Origin of the sequence: Thermoactinomyces sp. CICC 10522 (genome assembly GCF_016055075.1) — a bacterium.
Classification (GTDB): Bacteria; Bacillota; Bacilli; order Thermoactinomycetales; family Thermoactinomycetaceae; genus Thermoactinomyces_A; species Thermoactinomyces_A daqus.
In genome coordinates, this window is the sequence record NZ_JAECVY010000001.1 from 114,794 (window position 1) to 139,661 (window position 24,868).

The following is a 24,868-nucleotide window of genomic DNA, read 5'->3' on the forward strand; positions in this document are numbered from 1 at the left end:
GATGATGAATACACTGGACATGACGGAAATATTGCTGGCAGCCTATCGTTTGGCAGATCAGATAAATAATTCCCAAGAAGTGCAGCATTACCTGGAATGCAAAAAGAGGATGGAAGAGGATCCGGAAGCGCAAAAAATGATCAGGGAGTTTCAGAAACTGAAAGACCGATACGAAGAAGCACAGCGCTTTGGCATTTTTCATCCCAATTATCATGAAGCTAAGGAGGCGGCGCTTTCTTACCAGAAGAAACTGCGCCAGTACCCCGTTGTTCGCGACTGTTTCGAAGCGGAAGAACGATTGGATCAATTGCTCCACGCGGTTTCCCTGACGATCGCCCGCTCAGTCTCCCCGTCGATCAAGGTTCCGGGCAATGATCCCGAACCGGGTGTAAAGAAACTGCGGCGCGCATGCGGCCGGTAAATGGCCGCTCCTGTTCACCTGTCCATTCTAATTTTGGTGGTCTGTTGATTGAATTCCGTTTTCCGGAATGGTACGATAATATTGGGTGAATTTTTCGCCTGTTACCCCAAACCAACGTGTAAGCGCCCTTTCGGACATGTTTTTAGAAAAGGAGCTACAAAATCAATGGATATTGTGGAAAGATTAGGTTTAGCTGTTTGGGTAAAAGATTTAAAAGCAGCTCGTTCGTTGGGACGCCTGGGAAATATTCATTATATCTCCAAACGATTAAAATATGTTTATCTTTATGTGGACGGAAAGACGTCAGACCAAGTGATCCGCCGGATCGAGAAACTGCCGTTTGTTAAACGCGTGGAACCGTCACAGCGCATGAACATTTCGCTTGAGTTCAGCAGGCCGGTTCATTCGTAAAGGCCTGATAAATTTGTTGATAACTGCCAACTCCAAAGGCAGTTTTTTTTCTTTTGATATTTCGTTCACCGAAATATATAATAGTGACTTGAGGAGATGAAGGTTCCATGGCCTGGTGGAAAAGAAACCTATATATTTTGATGGTGTCGCAGTTTCTCGTGATGAGTGCCATTTCCATGATTATGCCCTTTTTGCCGCTTTATCTGCAGCAAATGGGGCTAAAGGATCCGAAGACCGTTCAGCTTTGGGCGGGCTTCATTTTTGGAGTCAACTTTTTATCCCAATTTATTGTCGCGCCGATCTGGGGGAGTCTGGCTGACCGTTACGGGCGCAAGCCGATGATTCTCCGCTCGGGGTTTGGGATGGCGGTGACCATCTTTTTGCTGGGATTGGCCACCTCACCCATCCAGCTCTTTTTCCTGCGCATGCTCAACGGGATGATTTCGGGCTTTATTCCGGCCTCGATATCTCTGATGGCCACCAATACACCGAAAGAAAAAGTGGGCTACGTATTGGGGATGATGCAGGCCGGGCAAGTGGCCGGTTCAATCCTGGGGCCGTTTATCGGCGGCCTGTTGGCAGAATTGATCGGTTACCGCGATATTTTCTTCCTGACTTCGGCAGTCCTGGCCATTGCCAGCTTTGTGGTTCTCTTCCAGGTGAAAGAAGAGTTCCAGGCAAGTCCGAAACAGAAAAATGAAAGCTTCTTTAAAGACGGGGCCTTCATTTTGCGGCAGCAACCGCTGCTGATTTTGTTTTCTGTTGGGATGCTGTTGCAATTTGCCATGATCGGTCCGTCGCCGCTCATGTCTTTGTTCGTTGAAAAGCTGAAGGTTCCGGGAGGCTATATTTCCTTCTTTGCCGGTTTGGTGACGGCGATGACCGGATTTGCCAATATGCTGTCCTCCCCATTCCTGGGCAAATTCGGCGACAGGTTCGGTTCAGAACGGGTTTTGTTTGTCGCTCTGATCGGTGCGGGGATTATCTTTATTCCGCATATGTTCGTACAGAATGTGTGGGAATTGCTGCTCCTGCGCTTCCTGTTGGGGCTGTTCGTCGGAGGATTGCTCCCTTCTCTCAATACCTTGATCCGCAAAAATGCTCCGGAAGAGAAGGTAAGCACCGCGTACGGATTCTACCAGAGTGCGGTAGCCCTTGGAAATATGCTCGGTCCGGTCACCTACGGGATTTTGTCGGGGCCGATCGGTATTCCAGCCACTTTCCTGCTGACGGGAATTCTCCTGCTGTTAAATGCGCTATGGCTCAAGCACGGATTTAAAGAAAAAACGTCGCTGTCGAAGAAAAATTTAATGAAGTCGTCAGCTTGAAGAAGTGTTCACCTGATTTTTGCTTGTGGGCCAGCCGAAGAGTCCTTAAAATAGACATCAGGGATGTCTGGATAAGGAGCGATTCGTTTGAGTTTTTTACAGGATTTGAAACAAAAGCTGGAAAAAGGTGTGGAAACCGCCGGCCAAAAATCGCAAAAAATGATTGAAATCAGCCGGTTAGCTCTGCGTATCAAAGGGAAAAAAGAAGACATTGAACGACAGGTTCAAAAGCTGGGCTGGGAAGTGTATACACACTGGGAAAAGACGGGGGAACTGAGACTGAACGAGTCGATTCATCTTTCGCTTCAGGGAATCCGCAGTCAGCAAGAGCAGCTTTTTGAACTGCAAAAAGAACTGGAAGAAGTGAAAAAGGCTGATATCGTTCCGCGCAGACAGGCAGAGAAAGTGAACCTGGTGATCGCCGAAACGGAAGTGGAAGCTGTACGGCCTGAAGCTGTACGGCCTCATGAGGAAACGATCTTGCTCGGGCCTGTTTCTCCGATTCAGCCGAGCGCCGATGAACGGAAAATCCCTGCGGTTGTCTTTCTTTGCCCGTTTTGCGCCCATCAGGTATCCGATGAGGCCACTTTTTGCAACCATTGCAACGAGAGGTTTTATTGAGCAAAGGAGGCGGATTGATTGCAGGGAAAGAACCGGAAGATCGTCCAAACCCTCAAGAAATTAAAACAGCGTTCGTTAACCGATGAAGGGGAACGGACGGTCCTGGATCAGTTTAATCAAAAAGTGGAGCGCGCCGGTGGCATTGAAGCGTTGATCGAGAAGCTGAAGGTGATGTATCAATATTTTCGGGATCCGCATGTGAGCAAAACGAAAAAGGGACTGGTGGGTGCGGCCCTTTTGTATTTTATTTTGCCGACGGATGTGGTTGCAGACTGGATTCCCGTTGCTGGCTACCTGGATGATATGACGGCAGCCCTCTTAGTTTGGCGTTTGCTTTCGAAGGAACTGGAGCTTTTTGCGCAAAAATCGATCCAAAATGACTCTGCCAAACGGTAAGAAATCAGCTTTTTAGGATAAAGTTGGTAAAAAGCTGATTTCTTACTTTTTTTATTCTTGCGGTTTTGCTACAATAATGGTGAAACTTGTTGAAAACCGCGGGTTTTGGGAAGGTCAACCCTGAATATTTATGTTTTTTGGCACAACTCGGCGAAAAAGACATAGCAGATTCGGGAAGGCGTGAGGACTCTGCCGGCCGACCATTTGGAAAACCGGGAGGTCAGTGAGGTTCCATAACCCGTTGCAACACGATTTCACGGAAAAATGACTGGGGATTATATCACGAAAAAAAGGAGAAACACCGATTTCATCTCGTTTACACATAAGAACAAAAAGAGGGTTAGGAAAGGGGTATCGAGCATGAACCGCATGTCAGTGGCAATTACAGTGACAAGTGGAAAAGGTGGGGTTGGCAAGTCGACCACGGTTGCTTCCCTCGGATTGGGCTTGGCTCAGCTTGGCTACAAAGTCTGCCTGGTCGATACCGATATCGGGCTTCGCAAGCTGGATCTGATGCTGGGCCTGGAAAACCGCATCGTTTACGATTTGGTCGATGTGATCGAAGGAGTCAGCAAATTAAGGCAATCTCTGGTTCGGCACAAGGAATATCCGGATCTTGCCCTGCTCCCGGCGGCACAGACGCGATACAAAGAAGAGGTGACACCTTCGCAGGTGAAGGCTGTCGTCGATGAGCTCCGCAATGAATTTGATTACATATTGATCGATTCCCCCGCCGGGATCGAAGGAGGGTTTCGCAACGCGATTGCCGCGGCTGATCGCGCCATCCTGGTCGTCAATCCGGAAATTCCGTCTGTCCGCGATTCGGATCGGGTGATTGGTCTCCTCGAATCAGCCAATGTCAAAATGATCGACTTGATCGTGAATCGTGTCCAGCCGGGCATGGTGCGTGACGGAGATATGTTGAGCGTTGAGAGAGTGCAAAGCCACCTGGCAATTAATCTTCTGGGAGTGGTTCCCGAAGATAAGCGAATTATTCGCTCCTCCAATACGGGAGAACCAGTCATTCTTGACAGCAAATCGTTGGCTGGAAAAGCATTCAGCAATATTTCGCGCAGACTGACCGGTGAAGACGTACCGTTTTTGGAATTGGATTCTACTACGTTGATCACAAGAATCAAGCGTTTGTTCCACATCGCCTAAACTTGGACAGGGGTGAATCAGGTGGCCTTTTTAAATATGTTTAATCGTGAGAAAGAAGAACCTACCGCCGTAACCGCCGATGACCGTTTGTCATTGGTACTCAGCTATCAACGTTCCGATATCGACGAAAAAAAACTGAAGCAGTTTCGAGCCCGGCTGATTGAATTGTGCGATGACTTCGGTTATGATGTTGTCGGACATGTCGAAGTGATTCCACAGTCAAAAGAGCGTACTACCATCATTAATGCCAGTATTCCGGTACGCTTAAAAGAGCCTCTCTGATGCACGGACCGATCGGGTTCGTGTTTTTTGTCAGATAAACTTGTGATGATGCAGCCTGCGCTCCAAAAATTCAATGATATGCGCCGGAAATGCCTTGTCTTCCGCCAAGGTGAAAATGGCGATGGAAACGCGGGTGCAGCCAAACTTTCTCATCAGCTCGATCAGTTTGCTTCTCGCTTCCCCGCTCGGGCGGCCATAGCGTTCCTCAAATGCTTTTAACAGCATCTCTTCCTCCAATGTAGATGTGCTGGGCTGTTCCCTTTTGCCGGATGAAAGGGAGGAGTCGGGCGTCGAACCGTAGTTATGTAAATGATCGATTGCCGCTGCCAGCTGTTTTTCCGCGGTCGATGCCAGTTCTTTCGGATGGATTGGATACGCTTCATCAAGAGAACGGATCATGGGATGCTGTGAGCCCCATTCATTGAATTTGCGGCGGCGGCGAGGGCGCTCGGCAGGTAAGTGCTTAAACCGCTCCGGATGTTTGCGGCGCAGTGTGTAGATGCGTTGATAGATGGCCCCCTGGGTTCGGGAAAGTTTTTTTTCCAATTCCATGATCGCCGCTGAGAGGGATTTGCCTTCTTCCAAAAATGTATTTACCGTGTTGATCACGATTTCTTCCTCTTCCTCATTCCAACTGTTCAACCGGTTGCCACTTTCCCCTGAATCTTCATAAGAATGGAAACGCTCCGGGTATTCTGATCTCAGCTTACGCGCATGCGACATGATTCCCGAATATCCTCGTTTTAATTGAATCGATAATTCTTTAAGGATTTCACGTTCTCGTTTTCCTTCCTTCAGCCCTTCATTCAGCGCACGAATGATCGTTTCATTTTCTTCTTTTGTATATTTTCCTTTTTTTGTTTCAAAAATCATTCGATAGAAACTCCTTTCTTAAACATAATTATCCTGAAAATCTTTACTTATAAATATAACAGAAAAGACATAATCTTTTCCACTATCCCTCTTAAAAACTTTTTTATTTGATGATATTTACAACGAAAAAGGTCACATTAAAGCGTTAGAATAAGAAAATTTAATGATATGATCATGAAATTATATATTAAATCATTTTCTGGGGAGTGTGTATGAAAAAGCGTATTTTTGACTATAACCCTTATTAAGATCAAAAATTGGATATTTTTGATAGGAAATAGCAGAAAGGGGAGTTATCATTGAACCGAATTTCGGTTAAAGAAATGAGTTCCCTTTTAATGACGCGAATTGCCGTTCCAAAAGCGGCTCAAGCCCGGGAAGAACCTCCTCACCGCGCATGGGGATTAAGGGATCGTGCGGCGATTGTAATTTTATGGGGATTGCTGGTCTATCCGCAACTGGACCCTGATTTGAAACGGGAAAAACGGACTTACTGGGTAAATATAGAGCAACTCACCTGTTTGTTTCGGGATTATGTGGGAGATCGCGAGCAGTGCTTGAAGATACTTAAGCGTTTGCAAAAACATGATTACATACGAATAAAGAGAAATGAGGAAATCATTCCCGGAACCGGTTTGTTCGCTTCGGTCGATGCCGCCAAAATGTACCGCTATTTTCGCGCTTCCGTATTGGCCAGAAAAATGTTTCAGCTTGAGAAGCCGCAGGAATAAATGAAAACCCCAGTTCCTTTCAATACAATTTGAAAGGGCTGGGGTTAATCAAATTTCAAAGATTCCAGGAAACGTCGCAACGTCTTTCGCTGATCCGGTGATAGTTCCATGGCGACATGAATAAGATGCTGAATGTCGTCAGGTAAATGATGGATAAATTGTTGCTGCTGTCCGAGTTGATTGATCAATTGTTCAATCAGATTCCGGGATTCGTTGATATGTTTGTAGGTTTGGATTAAGAGCTTTTCTGTCGGTTGACTCATCGCGGCTCATCCTACTCTTTATCGGAATGGAGTAATTGGTCAATTTCCTTTTGAATTCGCATGAGCTCCTCGTGGGTTAACTTATGGAGATCACGGATCATCATTTCCAGTTTCATCGACCGAAATTCTTCCAAAAAAGATGGCATGTATTGAGGATTAACAGACACAGAAAAAACTCCTTTCGCCCTGTGATTCTGCCAATAGTTGATTGTCTGATCGGCCGCCAGGAGATGCTCAAGGTAGACTTCCTTCATTTTATCAAAAATTCGACGCGGGTCAATGTTGATAAAAGGAAGTATGCTCCAGTTTTTGTCAGTTTTTTGACTCAGATTCGCCGTTTTACAATTTTTCAGCAAATATTTTTGCGCGTTGGGACAATTTTTTTGGGTTTAGATTGAAATCTATCAGGGTAACTATTCTCCGAACGAGCATTTTGATATCAATTTAAAAGAATTGAGGTGCTTCGTTATGTTAGAGCAGTTAAAAGCACTGGAAGAACGGCTCTGTTCCGTTAAGCAAGAATATTTATTGGCGAAAGAACGTCACGAATTTTTGGCGCAATACGACCTTTATGAAGAATTGAAACAATTGAACAAAAAGCGCCGTGAGCTAAAAATGAAACTTGGATTAAATTGAAATAGATAAACGATAAAAAGAAAGGTTTTCTGTCTTCAACATGAAGAAAAAACCCCAGGCCGTTGCGGTATGCAAGCCTGGGGTTTGTATCATTGTATTTCGTTTCAGCAAAATGAATCGCTCTGTTTCGGGTTTTTTAATCCGAACAGAGGACGCAGTTTCAGGCCGGCATAGGTTCCTAGAAGAGCAAAAATGGCCCAAATCCATCCGTGCAGACTGAAAGAGGCGATGCCGCTGAAATAGGAGCCGATATTGCACCCGTAGGCGAGTCGTGCTCCATAGCCCATCATGATCCCGCCGATCAGCGAAGCGAGATGGATTTTGAACGGGATTTTTTGCACTTTGAACGTACCGCTTGCCGCTGCGGCAAAAAAGGCGCCGATGATAATGCCGAAGTCCATCAGGGATGTTTTATCCGCCAGAATCGGGCTTTGCAGCGCCTTTGCTTTGGCACCGGACCAGTAAACCCAGGAAGAGACGTCCACACCGAAGGATTGCAGGATTTTGGAACCCCATAGAGCGAACGCGGAGGTAATGCCCCAGGGTTGGCCGCTGATGAACAAGGTAAGTGCGTTCAAAACAGCCAGCACGATGGCTGAAACCCAGAGCGGCCATGATCCGCGGATAATTCGTTTCCAGCCCTGAGCGGTTGGCACCGGTTTACGGGGCGGCGGATTTTTCCTTTTGGCAATCCAATAGGTGAAGAGGACGATGCCAGCAAACAGAATCAGTTGCAGAAGAGCGGCTCCTCCGTAACCCAGACCTGTGGATGTTGCCAGCGAGACGGGCGGAAGAGAGGGCAGGTCTTTGGACCAGAACTGCCAGTGATAAGCCGCCCAAACCGAACCGGCAATGAAACCGATCAAGGTTAAAATGAAAGACGGAGTCCCGCCGCTGACACGATAAAGGCAGCCGGAGGCACATGCCCCGCCCAATTGCATTCCGATTCCGAATAAAAATGAACCGAAAACGAGGCTGATTCCGATCGGTTCCACATTTCCTTGCGGAGCTGCTCCGGTCAGGGTCGTGCCGGTCGAGAAAATGACAGCGAACAATACGCTGGCGATCGCCAGCATAAGCATATGTGCGCGCAATCCCTGCCCTTGTCCGACGGATAATAGTTCGCGGAAAGCGGAAGTAAAACCGAACCGCGCGTGGTAGAGCGCAACACCGAGCAAAACGCCGATGATGAATAATAATTCCTTTTGCCAGCCGTACCTGTACACGAAAGCTCCCAAGACAATAAAGGCAAGGATCGCAATCCAAACGAGCGGAGCTTTCAGTCCGGGCAGGCGCGAGTGGATGGATGGTGCTGATTTTAGGGAAGTTTGCGGCATTGACATATTTTCTCACCCTTTCCGATCAAGATAGTTGGTTTAAGAGGATAAAAAAAGCGACGAACCATTCCATCGCAGGTTGAAATATGCAATTGGATATTTTATTTTAACATGTATTTACATAATAAGAAAAGAGTGTTGTGGAAAAGCAGGCTCCTCTTTGAAGCAAGGGAGCCTGCTTTTTTATGCCTTAATGCGCAGATCATAAGTTTCCGGCGACGCATCGAGGATAAAGGGGCTGGGCTTGCCGGGTGTGAAAAGATGCAGTTCATGCATGGCCCGAGTGCACGCGGTGTAAAAAAGTTTTCGCACGCTTTCGGCATGATATTGTTGTTCGGAAGCGTTCCAGATGATGACCGCATCGAATTCGATCCCTTTGGCCAAATAGGAGGGGATGACGATGATTCCGGGCTTGAAGGCGGCAGTTTCCTCACGGATGAGTTGGATGTCAAAGTGCGGTTTGAGCGACTGATAAATCTCTTGGCATTCGGCGGCTGTTTTTCCGATGACAGCGATAGTCTGATGCTGTGCCAACAGCAGTTCCCGGATTTGTGTTCGGACCGCTTCCCGAAGCGCAGCCTTGTCAGCCAGTTGGGTGACTGTCGGTTTTTTTCCGGCCCGATTGAAAGGAACGATGGCCTCGCCTCCGGGAATCATCGCCCGGGTGAATTCCACGATCGGCCTTGTTGATCTGTAGGTCCGGTTCAGCACAATGGTCTCGATTTCCTCCCCGTCCGACAGGAAAGTTAAACTTTGGAAAGTTTCCAGTTCACTGTCAGTGTGAGAAAAGATGGCCTGTTTCAAATCCCCGAGTATGGTCATTTTGCTCAGGGGAAACAGTTTTTTCAAATAGGCGAATTGAAACGGGGAATAGTCTTGCGCTTCATCGATAAAGAGATGTTTGACGGAGCGGTTGACATGAAACCCTGACAATTGTTCCCTGAGATAGAGAAAAGGGGTTTGATCTTCGTAAGCCAGGGTTCGCTTCTGCAATCGGCTGGACGTTTGCCGGCAAATCTCCGTCCAGTGCCGCGGGGGCTGAAAGTCGGGCCAAAAGCAGCGGACATATTCCGGGTCTGTGAATAACTGTCTGTAAATATCAAGGAAGCGAACGAACTGCAGTTGTTTGATCGATTTGCGCAAGGGTTTGAAATGTTGGTCGACCACCCGGGTGGACAACAGTTCCTCTTCGCGCTGAAAGTCATCAAACGTATCTTCGCTGTAACGTTTGGCCTGTTGCAAACGGTTATAGGCTTTTTGGTATTCCTCCTGGCTCATGTAGTTGATTTCTTCTTTCACCCAGGGTTTGTGCCGTTCCTCTTTCGCCTTTTCCGCCAATGCGGCGAGCAGCTGTTCCGCTACCAACTGCAACCGGTTGGGAATGGGCAGCTTCGGATCCAGTGAGGTGAAATGCTCGTTGATCTTCGTTTTGGGAATAATGATTTCGCCGCGTAATTTCACATCCCGGAACAGCAGATCGGTTTGGCCGAGATGGGAAACATAGCGGTCAATCAATTCCATAAACTGGAGCGATGACTTGAAGCGAATCCCTGCCATCCGGGCGGCATAGCCGGGCTCGCCTTCCTTGGTCAGGATGTATTCCATCAGTTCGAACGGGGTTTCCAGACGGAACGAATGCCCCAGACGCTTCTCCAGCAGTTCCGGAAATGTGGTTTGTGCCATGTTTTCTTCACCCAGTTCGGGGAGAACCGTAGAAACATAACTGTTGAACAGGGGATTGGGGGAGAACAGGACGATCTGTTCCGGACGCAAGTGATCACGATACCGATACAGGAGATAAGCAACCCGTTGCAAGGCAGCCGAAGTTTTTCCGCTTCCCGCCGCACCTTGAACAATCAGGAGCCGGCTCCGTTCATTGCGGATGATGCGGTTTTGTTCTTTCTGGATTGTGGCGACGATGCTTTTCATCTGATGATCGGCTTGCTTGCCCAGCACTTCCTGTAAAAGCTCATCTCCGATGATGACACCGGTGTCGAACATCGCTTTGATCTCCCCGTCCCGGATGAGGAACTGTCGCTTGAGTTCCATCGTGCCTTTCAGGATGCCTCCGGGTGTTTCATATTGGGCAGGCCCGGGGGAAAAATCGTAATAAAGGCTGGAAATCGGGGCACGCCAGTCATAGACGAGAAAACGGTTGTTCTCGTCTTGGAACGACCCGATGCCGATGTATACACGATCGGTTTCGTTTTCTCCATCTTCGCGGAAATCGATGCGCCCGAAATAGGGGGAGTAACATAGCCGCTTCAGCTTATCCAGTTCCTTTTGCATATGCTGGTGCGACCGCTCTCTTTGTCCCAGCACTTCAGCTTGCTGCTTGATGGCTGTTGCTGTTTCCAATGCTTCCTCCGGGTCGTCGAAGTTAACCCGCACATCATCCCAAAAACCTTTACGGATTTCCACCACATTGGACTTAACCTGATCCATTTGTTTTTTCAGAAGCCGGAGGCGCTGTCCGGCTTTCTCTGCAACATGGCGGACACGTTTTTGTTCGGCTCTCAATTCTTGCTCGTGTTTGTCCATTTTTTCTTTCCTTTCTCTAACCTTTTTAGCCTTGACACAGCAGATTTTATATATTATAATGTATATTGGGTTTTTATTGTTTTTACATTTCGTTGTTACCTTTTTATTATAGGATGAATGGAAGGGCAAATCAAGGGAATGCCGTAACTTGTTTATTTACTGAATATTATGATATCATGACTGCTAATACTGACCTGTGATGAATGAAAGCAATCGCCTTTAATGTCAGTTGGCCAAAAATGAATTGGCGGACCGGATGATTTTGCACGATGAAATCAGAACACAACAAATCCCCATCCACATAACGGATGGGGATTTCTTTTGAACCTGTGTGCACAGGAACCTAAAAAAACTTTTTCTGCCCCTGATACTCCTTAATCAGCTCTACTGCTTCGCGAAAACGTTGCGAGTGAACCACTTCGCGTTCCCGTAAAAACTTGAGAGCGTCGTTGATATCCGGATCATCCGAGATGTCGATCAACCACTGATAAGTGGCCCGCGCCTTTTCCTCGGCCGCAATATCTTCGTACAAATCGGCGATCGGATCGCCTTTGGCCTGGATATAGGTGGCTGTCCAAGGGGTGCCGGCCGCATTGTGGTAAAAAAGCGAATAGCCGTGATCGACAAAATGCTCTCCCAATCCCGCCTCCCGCAATTGCTCGGGCGTTGCATCTTTCGTGAGTTTATTGACGTATGTACGATGGGTACTACAGTTTGGGATAAACGATCAGTGTAAATTCATCGTTTTTTTGATGCTTCTCCTTGTGATACAGGCAATGATCGACGACGCTTTTCAGCAAGATGTTTTTTTCTTTCGGGTCATCCACATGATGATACGTATCCAGGAGATGAGTGATTTTTGGAATAACGTTTTGTTTTGCATTTTCCCTTTTCTTTTCCATTTCCAATTTCATTTTGTTTTCCCGGATTTTTTCGCGGATTTCTTTCAATCGCTTAGCAATGCTGTTTGACCGCTCGATGTATGTCTGCACATCATATACGCCTTGTTCCAATAAGTCATGCAAGTTGCTTTTTTGCGTTTCCAGTTTTCTTTGCTGCAGTGACAGGTTTTGAATCGCCAGTTCATAAGCCGTCGTTTCGTGGTTTGCAGATTCCTCGTTCAGGTTCAATTCGATCTTGTACGCCTTTAACCAGTCATACAATGCCTCCAACAGGCGGGATTCAACATAATCGAGCCGGCTGCTTTTGTTATTGCAACCGCCTCCTCTTTTCTTATTGTCGCAGATGAGATGAGCCACCTTATAACGCGAATACTTCAACAGCATCGTACCGCCGCATTGATCGCAAATTACAAGACCGGCCAAAGGATTTTTAAATGAATAATGATAGGGTGAATTTCTTCTTTTGGTCCGGATTTCCTGGGCTTTGTTAAAAGTTTCGATAGAAACGATCGGTTCATGTTTTCCTTCCACATCGATCCATTCGGTATATGGTCGTTTCCGGTATTTGCGACCGCTCTGATCCGGTGTTTTTCTTCTCTCCATTTTTCTCCATTGAATTCTCCCAATGTAAACTGAATTTCGAATGATATTGAGAACACCGTTTGAGTTCCACTTTGTCTTGTTGTAAGAAGGAATGCCCATCTCATTCAGTCGTTTGGCAATATTTACGGTTCCCAGCCTATCTTCGGTATACCAATTAAAAATTTGCCTGACAATGGGGGCTTGCTCCGAATCTGGTATAAGGTAGCGTCCGGAGTGATCCTCTTTGATTTGATATCCATACGGCGGCCGGGTACCCACATAGTTTCCGTCCTGAACAGAGCGGATCCGGCCATTCTGAAGCCGGCGGGTAATGATTTTCAATTCCTTGCGGGCCATGAATGCTTCGAATTCACTGTATTCTTCATCAAATTCATCCTGAAGATCGTATATTTTCCGGGGGGTGATGATTTTTGTCCCGGACTTTTGGAAGGTTTCCAAGATAATCCCTTGCTCACGCATGTTGCCGCGCCCCAACCGGTCCATGTCCATGACGAGAACGGCATCGTAGCAGCCGCTTTCCACTTCTCTGAGAAGTTCCATCATTTCGGGCCGATGGATCAAGCTTTCTCCGGATACGATTTCCTGCCGGATCTTCACGATGTTCAGGCTTTTTTGCTCGGCGATCTGGAGCAGCGTTTTTTTATGCTTCGCCAGTGTTTCCCCTTCTCCGCGGGCTTCGGCTTCCAAGTCGGCGCGACTCTTGCGAAGATACATGCAAACCCGATCCATGCGATTCCCTCCCTTTCTGTTCTAATTTATATGGCTGTCCCTTTGCCATTCTTGCATACCATTTACCGAGGTGATCCATGTGAGGGAGAGGGAAACGGGCTTTGACAGAACTTACCGGATCGGGAATACGACCATTCATATTGTTGCCGCAAAGCAAACGGAGGAAGAAAAGGATCGGCGGTTGAGTGAAATCATTGAGATTATTGAGATGATTTGGTTGAAAAGAGCCCTCTGGTGAGGGCTCGATTGGTAAGCTTAATCTCCGGGCTTTCCTTCAGTATTTTTATTAGTTGCGAAGGCGAGCCTTTGGGTTTAATTCGACATTGGTAATATGCTGTACATAGCGGATTGCGCTTTGGGCAATTTCTTCGTCAGTGATTCTGTTTGCGTCATATTGGACAAAGGAAGGCAGGAAGGTCATGCCTACAAAATTGGCAGATGCCTGGAACGGTCTGGTCAGTTCACTCATTGAAAATGCATTGGAACCTCCGGCTTGATAAGCATGTTCAGGTGCACCGGCGGAAATGGCCAATACCCATTCTTTACCGTTCAATTTGGTTCCGCCGGGGCCGTAAGCCCAGCCATAGGCAAGCACTTCATCAAACCACTGTTTTAAGAGCGGGGGACTGCTGTACCAATACAACGGAAACTGGAACACGATACGATCGTGGGCGAGGAGTAATTGCTGTTCAAATTCCACATCAATGGGTTGATTGCGGTATTTTTCATAGAGATCGTGAACGGTTATGCCCGGTTCATTCAAAACCGCTTCTTTCCATCTTTTATTGATTCGCGAGGATTCGATGTTCGGGTGAACAACGATCACCAGCGTTTTCATCTATGTCTCCTCCTTCTATCTTTTATTGTTTGTACAAACAAATATGTGATTAAAAATCTTACTCGGTTAATTTGCGCATTGCCTCCACAATTTGACTGCTCAGCAGATCGCCTGTTTCTTTTCCGAGAACTTCTGAATATCTTTTATGCAGCTCATCCCAGCATTCTTGAATTTTGCTTTGAAATTGCACCCCGGCTTCGGTAGGGTACAGTTTCGACAGTTTCCCTCCCGTTTTTCTCTCGACCAGGCCTTTTAAAATCAATTTATCGACAAAGCGCGTGACGGTCGAAGGAGAGACATGTAATATTTTTCCCAGATCAGTTGAGGTAATACCGGGTTGTTCAATCACCACAAGGACGATAAAAGCGTATGTCGGGGACAAGCCGATCGGAGCAAAAGTTTCCTCCGCCATCTTTCTGATCTCGCGAGCCAGGCTTTGAGTCGTAAAGTAGAGGCATCTATTTAAAAGGTTCTCGATCATGTACCATCACTTCCTGCATATTTGTTTGCGCAAACAAATAATATGATAAAGCACGACCGATGTCAATGGTCAAATACCATTTATTAATTTGATTCGTAATTAATCACAGAATTTAACATTTATAATTTTTATAATTTTATATTGACTGAAATAATAATAATTGATAATATTCTAATATCCTGTTGTCTAGACAAATAAAAGGAGGGGGCATTGCGTTGCGTTAAACGAATTCTGTTGGCGGCAATGGCGCTGACCGTTCTTCCCGCCGGTTTTCTGTACAGCCAAAAACTGAAAGCGGAGAAGTCAGTGAACCCTTGTGCAACGGACGGGTTGTGTTCCTTGAAAGAGGCTTACCAAATTGCCCGGAAAAAGGCAAGAGCATGGGATCGTCATGCGGAGCTCCTCGTCATGTCCAGCGTGGATGACGGCGAGAAGCAAAAAGCCGGGTCTGAAGGTAGAAGGAAAAATTGGAATTTCATCTTTGCAGATCTATCCTCTGAACAAACGTTTGCCATCACAATGCACGACGGCCTTATCACAAAAGAAATACCTTCCACGGAAAAGACGGATCAAGCGTTTTTAATTCCCACCCAACTCATTCAGCTCGATTCAACCGATGTCATTGTAAAAGTGAAGCGCCATTTCCATGTCAAACCAGGACAGAACCGGGCGAGGGGATCTCGCTTCCCAAAAATCCCAATATTGGGTTGACATCTTTTTCGACTATGAGAACAATCCCCAAGCGGTTCCAAATGCGATTCAGTTTGGTGATCAAAAAGTAAGCTATACCGTCACATGGTAAAGATTGACGATGGGAAAGAGCATCAGCCCAGCTTATACAAGGGAGGGAGAAAAATGTTGAAAAAAACACTATTGGGCATTCTTTGCCTGGCGATATTGATTGGGACGTTTATGGGAGTGCCTTTAATCCCGAAGGCTAACGCGGCAATTGATTCCGATGACTTTCTGAAAGCCAGCGGGAAAGTAATCCGGAATCACTCCGGTACCGGTGACATAGTCAACTTGCGGGGGACGAACCTTGGAGGTTGGCTGTTGCGGGAAGACTGGATGTCGCCAGCAGGAGCGGTTGACGAGTACACCTTGCGGCGCAAACTGATTAGCCGTTTCGGAGAGGCGGATACGCAAGAGCTGCTGAACGCATACCACGACACCTGGATTCAGGCGAGCGACCTTGACAATATCAAGAATTTGGGCATGAATGTGGTTCGCGTACCGATGTATTGGGAAGATTTCATGAATACGGACGGTACGATGAAACCGGACAGCATCACATTCAGAAAATTGGACTGGCTTGTTTCTGAAGCCGGAAGCCGCGGAATTTATGTCATCCTGGACCTTCATGGTACACCCGGCGCCGATTGTCCGTGGCAATCCTGCGGTCGCGAAAATTACAATCAATTGTGGAAGAACGCCACCTTCCAGGATTGGACCGTTCAAATTTGGCAGCGACTGGCTGCGCATTATAAAGGAAATCCGACTGTAGCTGCTTACGACTTGTTGAATGAACCGCTGGTCACGATGGGGGAGGGAGAAAACTCCAGCCAGATCCAGCAAAAGATGCAGTTCTATAATCGGCTCTATCAAGCAGTTCGTGCGGTCGACCCGGACCACATTCTCATTATTGCGGCTTTCTTCGATTGGTATGCGGCTTATCCGCCGTCCACCTATGGATGGACCAACGTCGTTTACGAGACACATCATTATAACTTTACAAATTATGATGACTGGAATTTGACCAATTCTGAAATAGAGAGATGGCTGACCGATCTGGCCAATTACCAAGCCAAATGGAACATACCTTTATATGCCGGTGAATTTTCATTCGGTCAAAACGATTTGTATGAAAAATGGCTTTCCAGGTTAAATGCCCTCAATGCATCTTGGACCAACTGGAGTTATAAAGTGAAGGGCGGCGGAAACTGGGGTTATTATATCAACAACAACAACCCGTCTCCCAATTTGGATACTGACAGCAAAAGCACCATCATCGAAAAATGGAAAAAATTCAGCACAGACAATTTCACTCCCAACACAACGCTCCAAAATATCGTTAAAAAATACACAACCGCACCTCCCGTTCCGGAAACCGTGTACAGTATCAAAGCGGTTGCCAACGGCAAATATGTGAGTGCCGATAATTACGGGAACAATCCGCTTATTGCCAATCGCGATGCCGTAAAGGAATGGGAAGAATTCAAAATCATCAACAATCCGGACGGAACCGTTTCCCTCCTGTCGATGGCCAACCATAAATATGTGAAAGCGGATTTGAATCAGCAGGGAAAACTGATCGCATCAGCAGATATCGTTCAACAGTGGGAGAAATTCAAATTGGAGCCTCTGGGTGACAATACCTATGCCCTGAGGGCTTTGGCGAACAATATGTATGTATGTGCTGATCTGAACCAGTCTTCGCCGGAGTTGATCGCCAATCGCAGTTCGGTTGGTGGCGCTTGGGAGTCTTTCACCATAACGGTGGCTCCGTAAGGCTTTGATGATCCGTTTGTCAGAGACGTTTTACGGGTGGCAGCGCGTATGCGCGCGGAAAGTTGATCAGATGCGATTGTTTGAATATTTATGCGATTCAACCTGAAATTGCAATCTTCAAAGAAGGCTTCTCCACTTGGGAATGCGTCTGTTTGACATCCAAGTCGCTTTTCGGAATACCCTGTTTCTTGTTTTCTGATTTTTTCCGGCATAAAAGGAGGTATACGCATGTTCTTGAAGAAGGCATTCTCTGCAGGAATATGTTTCCTGTCCCTGGTAACCACCTTGTCATGCGGGTTTATGACAACTTCACCCAAGCAGACGGAAGCGGCCGGCTCATGGGTGCAAGTCTGGGGAGATGAATTTAACGGCAACAGCGTTGATAGTTCCAAGTGGAATTTTGAAATCGGCCCCGGACCCAATAACGAACTCCAACTCTATACCCCGAATAACGTTCATTTTGAAAGTGATCCTAACAACAGCGGAAACAAATATTTGGTTATTGAAGCCAAACGGGAAAACCAGGTATACAATGGTCGGACCTTTAACTATACTTCCTCAAGACTGAACACTTCAGGCAAATTTGATTTCAAATACGGCAAAATCGAAATGAGAGCGCAACTTCCGAAGGGGCAGGGAATGTGGCCGGCCTTTTGGATGCTGGGCAGCAATTACAGTCAGGCAGGCTGGCCCGATTGCGGGGAATTGGACATTATGGAATACGTGGGAAAAACCCCATCCACGGTTTATGGAACCCTGCATGGACCCAATTACTTCGGGTCGACGGGAATCGGCGCCTATCATGACACGTCCGACACGATCAGCACCCAGTTCCATACGTATACGGTGGAATGGGAACCAAATGTGATCAGATGGTATGTGGATGGCCAATTGTATCAGGTAAGGACGCCGCAAGATCTCGATGGACGCAAGTGGGTCTTTGACCATAATTTCTTTATCATCCTGAATTTGGCCGTGGGCGGGGATTGGCCTGGTTCCCCGGATAACACCACCATCTTCCCGCAAGATTACAAAATTGATTATGTCCGGGTTTATCAGCGCCAAAACAATGATTATGAGCCAGCTCCCGCGAAAAACTTCATTGCTTTGAAAGCGGCTGCCAACGGAAAGTTCGTGACAGTGGACAAGTTTGTCGGTGACCACAAGCTCCGCGCCAACCGCGATAGTGCCAGCGTGTGGGAAATGTTTGAAGTCAAAGATCTGGGGAATGGCAAAGTGGCGCTGTTGTCCTCGACCGATTACAAATACGTTTCCGTCAAGCCGGATGGCTCCGTCTACGCCGATAAAGAAACGGTCGGACCATGGGAAACTTTCCAGGTGGAAACCCAGGCAAACGGAAAAAAGGCACTTAAAAATATTGGAAATAACGAGTATCTGAGTGCGGATCTGAATCTGGATTCGGTACTGGTGGCAAACCGTCCGACGGCCAGTACATGGGAGCAATTTGACTTCGTGCAAAAATAGGCCAATCCTTTGCCGGTTTTCTCAATTCCCTGTGGGGAAGTTCCCTGCTTTCCCGCGGGGAGGATGACACCATTAAGCAGAGGGGACGAGTGCTTTTCAGCTGCGACCTTTGCGGCGAAGAAGCCGGAGAAAAGAGAAGCATCAAATACATTGGGACCCCTGCTTTGGATCTTTGTCAACAGGCTGCGGGTTCAATGTTCGGTACATTGAACCCTTTATTGTTTGCTCAGGGGATGTACTCCGTTACTCGTGAAAGGAAGGTTTAACAGTTGATAAAAAAATACGAGCCGATTTTCAAACCCTTTACTTTTCCCTCCGGAATTACCATTCGCAATCGTATTCTGATGGCTCCGTTGACAACTGCTTCGGCATTTGAAAACGGAATGGTTACACAGGACGAGCTTGCGTTTTATGAAAAACGTTCAGGCGGTGCGGGCGCGCTCATTACTGCCTGTGCTTATGTCGAAAAAATAGGAAAAGCCGTTGCCGGAGGTTTCAGTGCGGATTCTGACAAAATGATTCCCAGCCTGAGAAAAGTGGCCAAATCCATTCAAGGTAAAGGTTCCAAAGCGATCTTGCAAATTTTTCATGGCGGGAGCATGGTTTCACCTCAGACGATTGGAGGAGAAACGCCGGTAAGTGCCAGTGCTGTTCGGGCAGCAAGGGATTGGACCGTTACCCCCAGAGAAATGACGGAACAAGAAATTGACAATGTCATCAAAGCTTTCGGGGAAGCAACACGTCGGGCGATTGAAGCGGGTTTTGACGGGGTTGAAATTCATGGAGCCAATATGTACCTTATACAACAATTCTTTTCTCCGTATTCAAACCGACGGACAGATCAATGGGGAGGGACGCTGGAAAAAAGAATGCGATTTCCGCTAGCCGTCGTGAAATCCGTTTTAAACACGGTAAAAAAACATGCGAAAAATCCATTTCTTGTCGGGTATCGCATTTCACCGGAGGAAGCGGAAGAGCCGGGGATTACAATTGAAGATACCTTTCAATTGCTTGATAAATTGGCAGAGGAAAATCTCGATTATATTCACCTCTCGATCGGAGAACTGTGGAAAGGTTCAATCCGCAACAAAGAAGAAACTGAACCTTTGCTTCTTCGTATCCATGAGCGCATTGGTGACAAGATCCCGTTGATCGGCGTGGGGTCTGTCTGGCATCCGGATGAGGTCCTGCAAGCATTGGAAAAAGGGATTCCATTGGTAGCGCTGGGCCGTGCACTGATTGTCGAACCTGAATGGGTTCAAAAAGTGCAAAAAGGGAGAGTCAATGCAATTCGTAAAAGCTTGTCCGCTCAAGATAAAGAAAAATTGGTCATTCCCGATCCCATGTGGGAAGGTTTTTCAGCAATTCCGGGATGGCTTCCCATCAGGGAAGATCAATAAGGCCGGATGATCGTGAATTTTCAATAAAATGTGCCGGATGTCCTGTACATAAACAAATGACGCTTTAAATGCCTTAATGATTTCCTGAACATTTTTTTGATGTGCGGGAAGGAAACAAGCTGTCTGTAGGGTCAGGACAGCTTGTTTAAGCTCTTCATGAATGCACAAAGACTGAATTGGGGTTAAATTCATAAATTAATTATTGAAATAAATAAAATTATATGAAATAATATTATTAATTAATTTAATTTTCCAACCTGAAAGGGGGTGTGGAAGTTCGTTTTTTTCTAATAACATTATGGATTTGAGAGTTTCCGGCCGTCCTCGTTATGCATCTTAAATCCATGTCCGACAGGAGGTCTTGCGAATGGTTAAAAAAATCGTTGCTTTGTGTGCGATCATCACTTCACTGGTAATATTCCCGTCCATACCGCAGTCCACCGCGGCTGTCTCCAATTCCATCTACTCGATTCCCGCCTCGTCCATCCCGTTCCCGACCGGAAACGGGGTGCTGTCCGTCAAGGTCATGAATGGAACGAACGGAGCTTATGCCGATGACCAAATCTATTGGGGGGTTCTGGGCATCGATCCATCCACCGGCCGTTGGAGTTACTTGGATTTAAACGGCAACCTGCAACCTATTTCCACTGCCTTGAATGATGCTCCCGGTCACTTGACGAAAAATGGGAACAATTATGCGAACATTTACCATAAAATCAGTGACGCAGAATGGATAAATCTTCCCAAAATCACCTCCGGGAGAATGTTCTTGTGTGTTGGCTCCCCCTGCTACATCAAAACATATGACAACGGATTTGCCGGTCCCGATATCAACAATCCAACTGATCCCAACCGTGATGTTTATTTTGATTTTGTCGAATTTACCGTCAATGATTCGGGATATCATGGAAACACAACGCGGGTGGATGGATTCGGCTTCCCCATTCAGCATCGCCTTGTGAACAAATCCGGCTCATATGACCGGACAGTGGGCGAATTGGAAACGGAAACCCGTTCAGGATTGTTCGAAAAATTTGTCAATGAAGTTCCTTCTGAATTCAAGTCGCTCGCTACGGTGCAATCTCCTTACCGGATCGTGGCCCCCATTCACGGCTCCTTTGCAGCGGGCGGGCCCAATGCCAATTACTTTGCCGGCTATTCCAACTTACCCACACAAGATATTTTACGGTGCGACGGAGCTGCTTCCGATGCGCAAACCTGTGCTGCCATCAACCGCCATGTCTACACGGAAAGCGACTGGAACAATGTCAGCCGCTATTATCAGGCAGCTCCGGCCAACTACTACGCCAAATTTTGGCATGATCACAGCATTGATCATCTCGCCTACGGCTTTGCCTACGACGATGTGAACGGACAAGCTTCCTATCTTGAAGTAAATGATCCCAAAGGCTTGATTATCCGCGTAGGTTGGTGATGCCCCCTTCAGGGGGGTCACCGGGTTTTTCCGGTAAAACCGCTCTTGGATTTCCGTTATAAACACGAAATGACTTGAGACTCCTTTTTGGGCTCAAGTCATTTTTTTATTTCCAGAGAACATACGCGGGAAGGGTTCCTGTACCGCCGCTTCTTGAACAGGGCGGATGCAGCTGCGTTGCATCGGAATTTTTTGAAAGGATCATTGACGGACAAAAGCGAACGATTTAGATTTTTGCGAGCAGTAAAACCCTTGCTTAGCGGTGGAGATGCGTCTTTGACAGAGGGATTTACCAATTTTTTTGTGTTTGCGCATCAGGAGTCTGCAAGCCTTCGATTTCCCGCTTTGATCTGATAAAGGCAATTAACTGGTTTATTTCCCCGTCCGAAAGGGGTTTGCCGTCTACTGTCAGTTTGATTTCGGATAATTGGGTGAGTTCGAGTTCCTGTATGTTTTCTTTCTCGGGATGAAAAGTTTCTGTATCTACACGGCCGAGCAGATAGTCGACCGAGGTTTCAAACAGATCAGCCATTAATTTGATCGCTTCCAATGAGGGACGGCGATATCCTGATTCGTATCCGGCATAGGTGCTTTTGGCGATTCCCAGCTGGTCGGCCGTATATTGCAGTGACCACTTTTTTCGCTTTCTCAATTCTATCACTCTGTTTAAAATCATGGCCTTCCCCCTTATATCGAACCTCATTATAATTTTCTTCTTTTGTTAAGATACCACAAAAGTACGCGAAATGAATAAAGTTTTGTTGATTTTCCCGGATACTCTCCCTATAATTACTCTTGGAGTTCGCGTTTAGCGTACATTATAGACTGCGATTCAAAAGTTTATCTTTGCCTGTTTTAAGGATGGAGCCTGAACGCTGTCTTTTAGATCGGGGTGGAGGATATGAAAAAACTGCTGTTGCTGGCCACCGGTGGAACCATCGCCTCCCTGAAAGGGGAAGAAGGGCTGGCTCCCGGAATGAAAGCTGAAGAACTTTTGGGATTCTTGCCGAAAGAACACCCGGATTACCATATTGAAAGCAAACTTTTGATGAATATTGACAGTACCAACATGCAACCTGAGTTCTGGGTGAAAATAGCAGAGGCCGTCGCTGATCATTACGATCACTACGACGGATTTGTCATCACCCATGGAACGGATACAATGGCCTATACATCTGCAGCCCTTTCCTATATGTTGCAAAACGCGGCAAAACCGATTGTGGTCACCGGCTCCCAGGTTCCGATCAGTTTTAATCGAACCGATGCCAAGAAAAATATTGCCGATGCGATCCGGTTCGCCTGTGAAGATATCGGGGGAATCTTTGTTGTTTTTGACGGCAGGGTTATCCAGGGAACCAGGGCGGTTAAATTGAGAACCAAGAGTTATGATGCTTTTGAGAGCATTAATCATCCTTATATCGCTTATATAAACGGATCAAAAGTGACTTATAACAATCCTGTTCGTCCGCCAAGGCACGGTAAACTTCAGTTTAATCCTTCACTGTGTCCGGATGTGTTTTTGATGAAATTGGTTCCTGGTGCGAAACCGGAGCTCTTTGATTATCTGAAGCATTTATACAAGGGTGTTATTATTGAGAGTTTCGGAAGCGGGGGAATCCCCTTTCAGGGCAGAAACCTTCTTCCGAAATTGCAGGAGCTGATCGCTTCAGGGGTTGCGGTTGTGATCACCACTCAATGTCTGGAAGAAGGGGAAGATTTGACCCTGTATGAAGTCGGCAGAAAAGCGGCTCAAAATAAAATTATTCTTTCCGGAGATATGAATACCGAGGCCATTGTTCCGAAAATGATGTGGGTTCTTGGTCAGACAAATGATTTGCAAGAGGTGAAGCGGATGATGGAATCGCCGATTGCAAATGACATAACCCTTAAATACGAAGAAGAGAGTTGATAGGCGGATGAGTGATCAAGAGCTTTATCGAACGGAAAAAGATTTTCTCGGAGAAAAGAAAATTCCCGCCGATGTCTACTATGGCATTCAGACATTGCGGGCAAAAGAAAACTTTCCGATCACCGGATATCACCTGCACCACTCCTTGATTTGCGCCATTGCGATGGTAAAAAAAGCTGCCGCCCTCGCCAATATGGAAATCGGCCGGCTCAATCCGCGCTTGGGAAAAGTCATTCTCACCGCGGCTCAAGAAATTATCGACGGGAAGTGGCATGATCAATTTGTGGTTGATCCGATTCAGGGGGGAGCCGGAACCTCCATCAACATGAATGCCAATGAAGTGATTGCCAATCGGGGACTCGAACTTTTGGGCGAGCAAAAGGGGAATTATTTTATGTTAAGCCCGAACACGCATGTAAATATGTCCCAATCCACCAACGATGCATTTGCCACTGCCATTCGGATTGCAACACTGAGTCTCCTGGAAAAACTGCTTGATACAATGGAATCTATGCATGGTGTGTTGAAATCCAAGGCAAAAGAATTTGACCATGTCATAAAAATGGGGCGAACCCATCTGCAAGATGCCGTTCCCATCCGTCTGGGTCAAGAATTTGAAGCGTACAGCCGGATGCTGGAGCGTGACATCAAGCGAATTAAACAGTCACGACAACATTTATATGAGGTGAATATGGGGGCGACTGCGGTCGGTACAGGATTAAATGCCGATCCCCGCTATATCGGGAGTGTAGTGAAACATCTCTCTGAAATCAGCGGGTTCCCATTGGTAAGTGCTGAACATCTTGTGGATGCCACGCAGAATACGGATGCCTATACGGAAGTTTCTGCGGCATTGAAAGTATGTATGATGAACATGTCCAAAATCGCGAATGATTTACGGTTGATGGCTTCCGGACCTCGTGCGGGATTTTCCGAGATCAGGTTGCCGGCCCGTCAGCCCGGTTCATCCATCATGCCCGGCAAAGTAAATCCGGTGATGGCTGAAGTCATCAATCAGGTGGCATTTCAGGTCATTGGCAACGACCATACCATTTGTCTGGCTTCTGAAGCCGGTCAGCTTGAATTGAACGTCATGGAACCTGTTCTCGTATTTAACTTGCTTCAATCCATCACGATCATGAATAATGCTTTCCGTGTTTTCACTGATTACTGCCTGGCGGGAATTGAAGCGAATGAGGAAAAGCTAAGGGAATATGTGGAAAGCAGCGTCGGTGTGATTACCGCAGTCAATCCCCATATAGGCTATGAAGTTGCCGCAAGAATTGCACGGGAGGCCATCCTTACCGGCCAATCCGTTCGTGAATTATGCTTGAAATATGATGTCTTAACTGAAGAAGAATTGGATCTGATCCTGGACCCCTATGAGATGACGCATCCCGGAATCGCCGGAGCTTCCTTGCTTGACAAAGAGTAGGGGATTTGATTCTTTCCGCTTGTGGGAAATACGCCCATCGCTTGCTGACAAAGTCTGTTTGCTTCACAGGCCGGCAAGCGTGCCATCTGCGGCCGGGATCCTGCGCAACCGAACAGTGTTTGCTTCTGTTTCGCGATGTTGG

At 46.8% G+C, this 24,868-nt stretch carries 26 protein-coding genes and 1 pseudogene; 17 read left to right on the forward strand and 10 right to left on the reverse strand.

Annotated elements, in window-relative coordinates:
* The first annotated feature begins 4 nt into the window (after positions 1 to 4).
* From I8U18_RS00650 to I8U18_RS00680, 7 genes are all read left to right on the forward strand, one after another.
* Positions 5 to 421 (forward strand): YlbF/YmcA family competence regulator, encoded by a 417-nt coding sequence (locus I8U18_RS00650; protein ID WP_232330819.1) that lies wholly within the window; start codon positions 5 to 7, stop codon positions 419 to 421.
* A gap of 165 nt (positions 422 to 586) precedes the next feature.
* Positions 587 to 832, forward strand: a complete 246-nt coding sequence (locus I8U18_RS00655; protein WP_033100993.1) for a YlbG family protein — start codon at positions 587 to 589, stop codon at positions 830 to 832.
* Positions 833 to 939: 107 nt separating this feature from the next.
* Complete coding sequence (locus I8U18_RS00660; protein WP_198055205.1) at positions 940 to 2,160, forward strand: MFS transporter; 1,221 nt, start codon at positions 940 to 942, stop codon at positions 2,158 to 2,160.
* An 87-nt stretch (positions 2,161 to 2,247) separates the two neighbouring features.
* Positions 2,248 to 2,781 (forward strand): zinc ribbon domain-containing protein, encoded by a 534-nt coding sequence (locus I8U18_RS00665; protein ID WP_033100995.1) that lies wholly within the window; start codon positions 2,248 to 2,250, stop codon positions 2,779 to 2,781.
* 18 nt (positions 2,782 to 2,799) lie between these two features.
* A complete protein-coding gene (locus tag I8U18_RS00670) occupies positions 2,800 to 3,177 on the forward strand; it encodes a YkvA family protein (protein WP_052154182.1) in 378 nt (125 codons plus the stop codon).
* A 369-nt stretch (positions 3,178 to 3,546) separates the two neighbouring features.
* The gene (gene minD / locus I8U18_RS00675) at positions 3,547 to 4,338 is read left to right on the forward strand and encodes a septum site-determining protein MinD (protein WP_033101156.1); all 792 of its coding nucleotides are present in this window, start codon (positions 3,547 to 3,549) and stop codon (positions 4,336 to 4,338) included.
* Positions 4,339 to 4,374: 36 nt separating this feature from the next.
* Complete coding sequence (locus tag I8U18_RS00680; protein WP_033100996.1) at positions 4,375 to 4,620, forward strand: hypothetical protein; 246 nt, start codon at positions 4,375 to 4,377, stop codon at positions 4,618 to 4,620.
* A gap of 30 nt (positions 4,621 to 4,650) precedes the next feature.
* Here I8U18_RS00680 and I8U18_RS00685 read toward each other — a convergent pair whose 3' ends face one another.
* Positions 4,651 to 5,493 (reverse strand): hypothetical protein, encoded by an 843-nt coding sequence (locus I8U18_RS00685; RefSeq protein WP_198058909.1) that lies wholly within the window; start codon positions 5,491 to 5,493, stop codon positions 4,651 to 4,653.
* Between the two features lie 299 nt (positions 5,494 to 5,792).
* Here I8U18_RS00685 and I8U18_RS00690 point away from each other — a divergent pair, with 299 nt between their 5' ends.
* On the forward strand, positions 5,793 to 6,224 hold the full coding sequence (locus I8U18_RS00690; RefSeq protein ID WP_033100998.1) for a hypothetical protein: 432 nt from the start codon (positions 5,793 to 5,795) through the stop codon (positions 6,222 to 6,224).
* Between the two features lie 44 nt (positions 6,225 to 6,268).
* Here the strand turns inward: I8U18_RS00690 and I8U18_RS00695 are convergent, their stop codons facing one another.
* Both I8U18_RS00695 and I8U18_RS00700 read right to left on the reverse strand, forming a co-directional pair.
* On the reverse strand, positions 6,269 to 6,487 hold the full coding sequence (locus tag I8U18_RS00695; RefSeq protein ID WP_033100999.1) for a hypothetical protein: 219 nt from the start codon (positions 6,485 to 6,487) through the stop codon (positions 6,269 to 6,271).
* Between the two features lie 11 nt (positions 6,488 to 6,498).
* Entirely contained in the window at positions 6,499 to 6,654 is a 156-nt protein-coding gene (locus I8U18_RS00700) for a hypothetical protein (protein ID WP_160173845.1), read from the reverse strand.
* 301 nt (positions 6,655 to 6,955) lie between these two features.
* Here I8U18_RS00700 and I8U18_RS00705 point away from each other — a divergent pair, with 301 nt between their 5' ends.
* Positions 6,956 to 7,123, forward strand: a complete 168-nt coding sequence (locus tag I8U18_RS00705) for a hypothetical protein (protein WP_160173846.1) — start codon at positions 6,956 to 6,958, stop codon at positions 7,121 to 7,123.
* Positions 7,124 to 7,227: 104 nt separating this feature from the next.
* On the opposite strand, the gene I8U18_RS00710 is transcribed toward I8U18_RS00705, so the two are convergent.
* From I8U18_RS00710 to I8U18_RS00725, 4 genes and pseudogenes are all read right to left on the reverse strand, one after another.
* On the reverse strand, positions 7,228 to 8,466 hold the full coding sequence (locus I8U18_RS00710) for a YeeE/YedE family protein (protein WP_370589194.1): 1,239 nt from the start codon (positions 8,464 to 8,466) through the stop codon (positions 7,228 to 7,230).
* Positions 8,467 to 8,643: 177 nt separating this feature from the next.
* Complete coding sequence (helD, locus tag I8U18_RS00715) at positions 8,644 to 11,001, reverse strand: RNA polymerase recycling motor HelD (protein WP_198064388.1); 2,358 nt, start codon at positions 10,999 to 11,001, stop codon at positions 8,644 to 8,646.
* Positions 11,002 to 11,344: 343 nt separating this feature from the next.
* A pseudogene (locus I8U18_RS00720) lies at positions 11,345 to 11,698 on the reverse strand (manganese catalase family protein); the annotation flags it as partial.
* A 10-nt stretch (positions 11,699 to 11,708) separates the two neighbouring features.
* A complete protein-coding gene (locus tag I8U18_RS00725; protein WP_198055209.1) occupies positions 11,709 to 13,235 on the reverse strand; it encodes a recombinase family protein in 1,527 nt (508 codons plus the stop codon).
* Positions 13,236 to 13,314: 79 nt separating this feature from the next.
* Between I8U18_RS00725 and I8U18_RS00730 the strand changes: the two genes are divergently transcribed.
* Positions 13,315 to 13,473: a hypothetical protein gene (locus tag I8U18_RS00730; RefSeq protein WP_160173847.1), complete on the forward strand. Its 159-nt coding sequence runs from the start codon at positions 13,315 to 13,317 to the stop codon at positions 13,471 to 13,473.
* Between the two features lie 48 nt (positions 13,474 to 13,521).
* On the opposite strand, the gene I8U18_RS00735 is transcribed toward I8U18_RS00730, so the two are convergent.
* Both I8U18_RS00735 and I8U18_RS00740 read right to left on the reverse strand, forming a co-directional pair.
* A complete protein-coding gene (locus I8U18_RS00735) occupies positions 13,522 to 14,073 on the reverse strand; it encodes an NAD(P)H-dependent oxidoreductase (RefSeq protein ID WP_033101002.1) in 552 nt (183 codons plus the stop codon).
* Between the two features lie 58 nt (positions 14,074 to 14,131).
* Positions 14,132 to 14,554, reverse strand: a complete 423-nt coding sequence (locus tag I8U18_RS00740; RefSeq protein WP_033101003.1) for a MarR family winged helix-turn-helix transcriptional regulator — start codon at positions 14,552 to 14,554, stop codon at positions 14,132 to 14,134.
* A 210-nt stretch (positions 14,555 to 14,764) separates the two neighbouring features.
* Here I8U18_RS00740 and I8U18_RS00745 point away from each other — a divergent pair, with 210 nt between their 5' ends.
* From I8U18_RS00745 to I8U18_RS00765, 5 genes are all read left to right on the forward strand, one after another.
* Positions 14,765 to 15,265 (forward strand): hypothetical protein, encoded by a 501-nt coding sequence (locus I8U18_RS00745; protein WP_033101004.1) that lies wholly within the window; start codon positions 14,765 to 14,767, stop codon positions 15,263 to 15,265.
* A 144-nt stretch (positions 15,266 to 15,409) separates the two neighbouring features.
* The gene (locus tag I8U18_RS00750) at positions 15,410 to 17,062 is read left to right on the forward strand and encodes a cellulase family glycosylhydrolase (RefSeq protein ID WP_033101005.1); all 1,653 of its coding nucleotides are present in this window, start codon (positions 15,410 to 15,412) and stop codon (positions 17,060 to 17,062) included.
* Positions 17,063 to 17,290: 228 nt separating this feature from the next.
* Complete coding sequence (locus tag I8U18_RS00755) at positions 17,291 to 18,547, forward strand: family 16 glycosylhydrolase (protein WP_033101006.1); 1,257 nt, start codon at positions 17,291 to 17,293, stop codon at positions 18,545 to 18,547.
* 269 nt (positions 18,548 to 18,816) lie between these two features.
* On the forward strand, positions 18,817 to 19,947 hold the full coding sequence (locus I8U18_RS00760; RefSeq protein ID WP_033101007.1) for an NADH-dependent flavin oxidoreductase: 1,131 nt from the start codon (positions 18,817 to 18,819) through the stop codon (positions 19,945 to 19,947).
* A gap of 367 nt (positions 19,948 to 20,314) precedes the next feature.
* On the forward strand, positions 20,315 to 21,382 hold the full coding sequence (locus I8U18_RS00765; protein ID WP_198055210.1) for a glycoside hydrolase family 64 protein: 1,068 nt from the start codon (positions 20,315 to 20,317) through the stop codon (positions 21,380 to 21,382).
* A gap of 289 nt (positions 21,383 to 21,671) precedes the next feature.
* Here the strand turns inward: I8U18_RS00765 and I8U18_RS00770 are convergent, their stop codons facing one another.
* Positions 21,672 to 22,058: a helix-turn-helix domain-containing protein gene (locus I8U18_RS00770; protein WP_052154183.1), complete on the reverse strand. Its 387-nt coding sequence runs from the start codon at positions 22,056 to 22,058 to the stop codon at positions 21,672 to 21,674.
* Between the two features lie 225 nt (positions 22,059 to 22,283).
* Between I8U18_RS00770 and I8U18_RS00775 the strand changes: the two genes are divergently transcribed.
* Both I8U18_RS00775 and aspA read left to right on the forward strand, forming a co-directional pair.
* Positions 22,284 to 23,291: an asparaginase gene (locus tag I8U18_RS00775; RefSeq protein ID WP_198055211.1), complete on the forward strand. Its 1,008-nt coding sequence runs from the start codon at positions 22,284 to 22,286 to the stop codon at positions 23,289 to 23,291.
* Positions 23,292 to 23,298: 7 nt separating this feature from the next.
* Positions 23,299 to 24,726 (forward strand): aspartate ammonia-lyase, encoded by a 1,428-nt coding sequence (gene aspA / locus I8U18_RS00780; RefSeq protein ID WP_198064389.1) that lies wholly within the window; start codon positions 23,299 to 23,301, stop codon positions 24,724 to 24,726.
* The last annotated feature ends 142 nt before the right edge of the window (positions 24,727 to 24,868 follow it).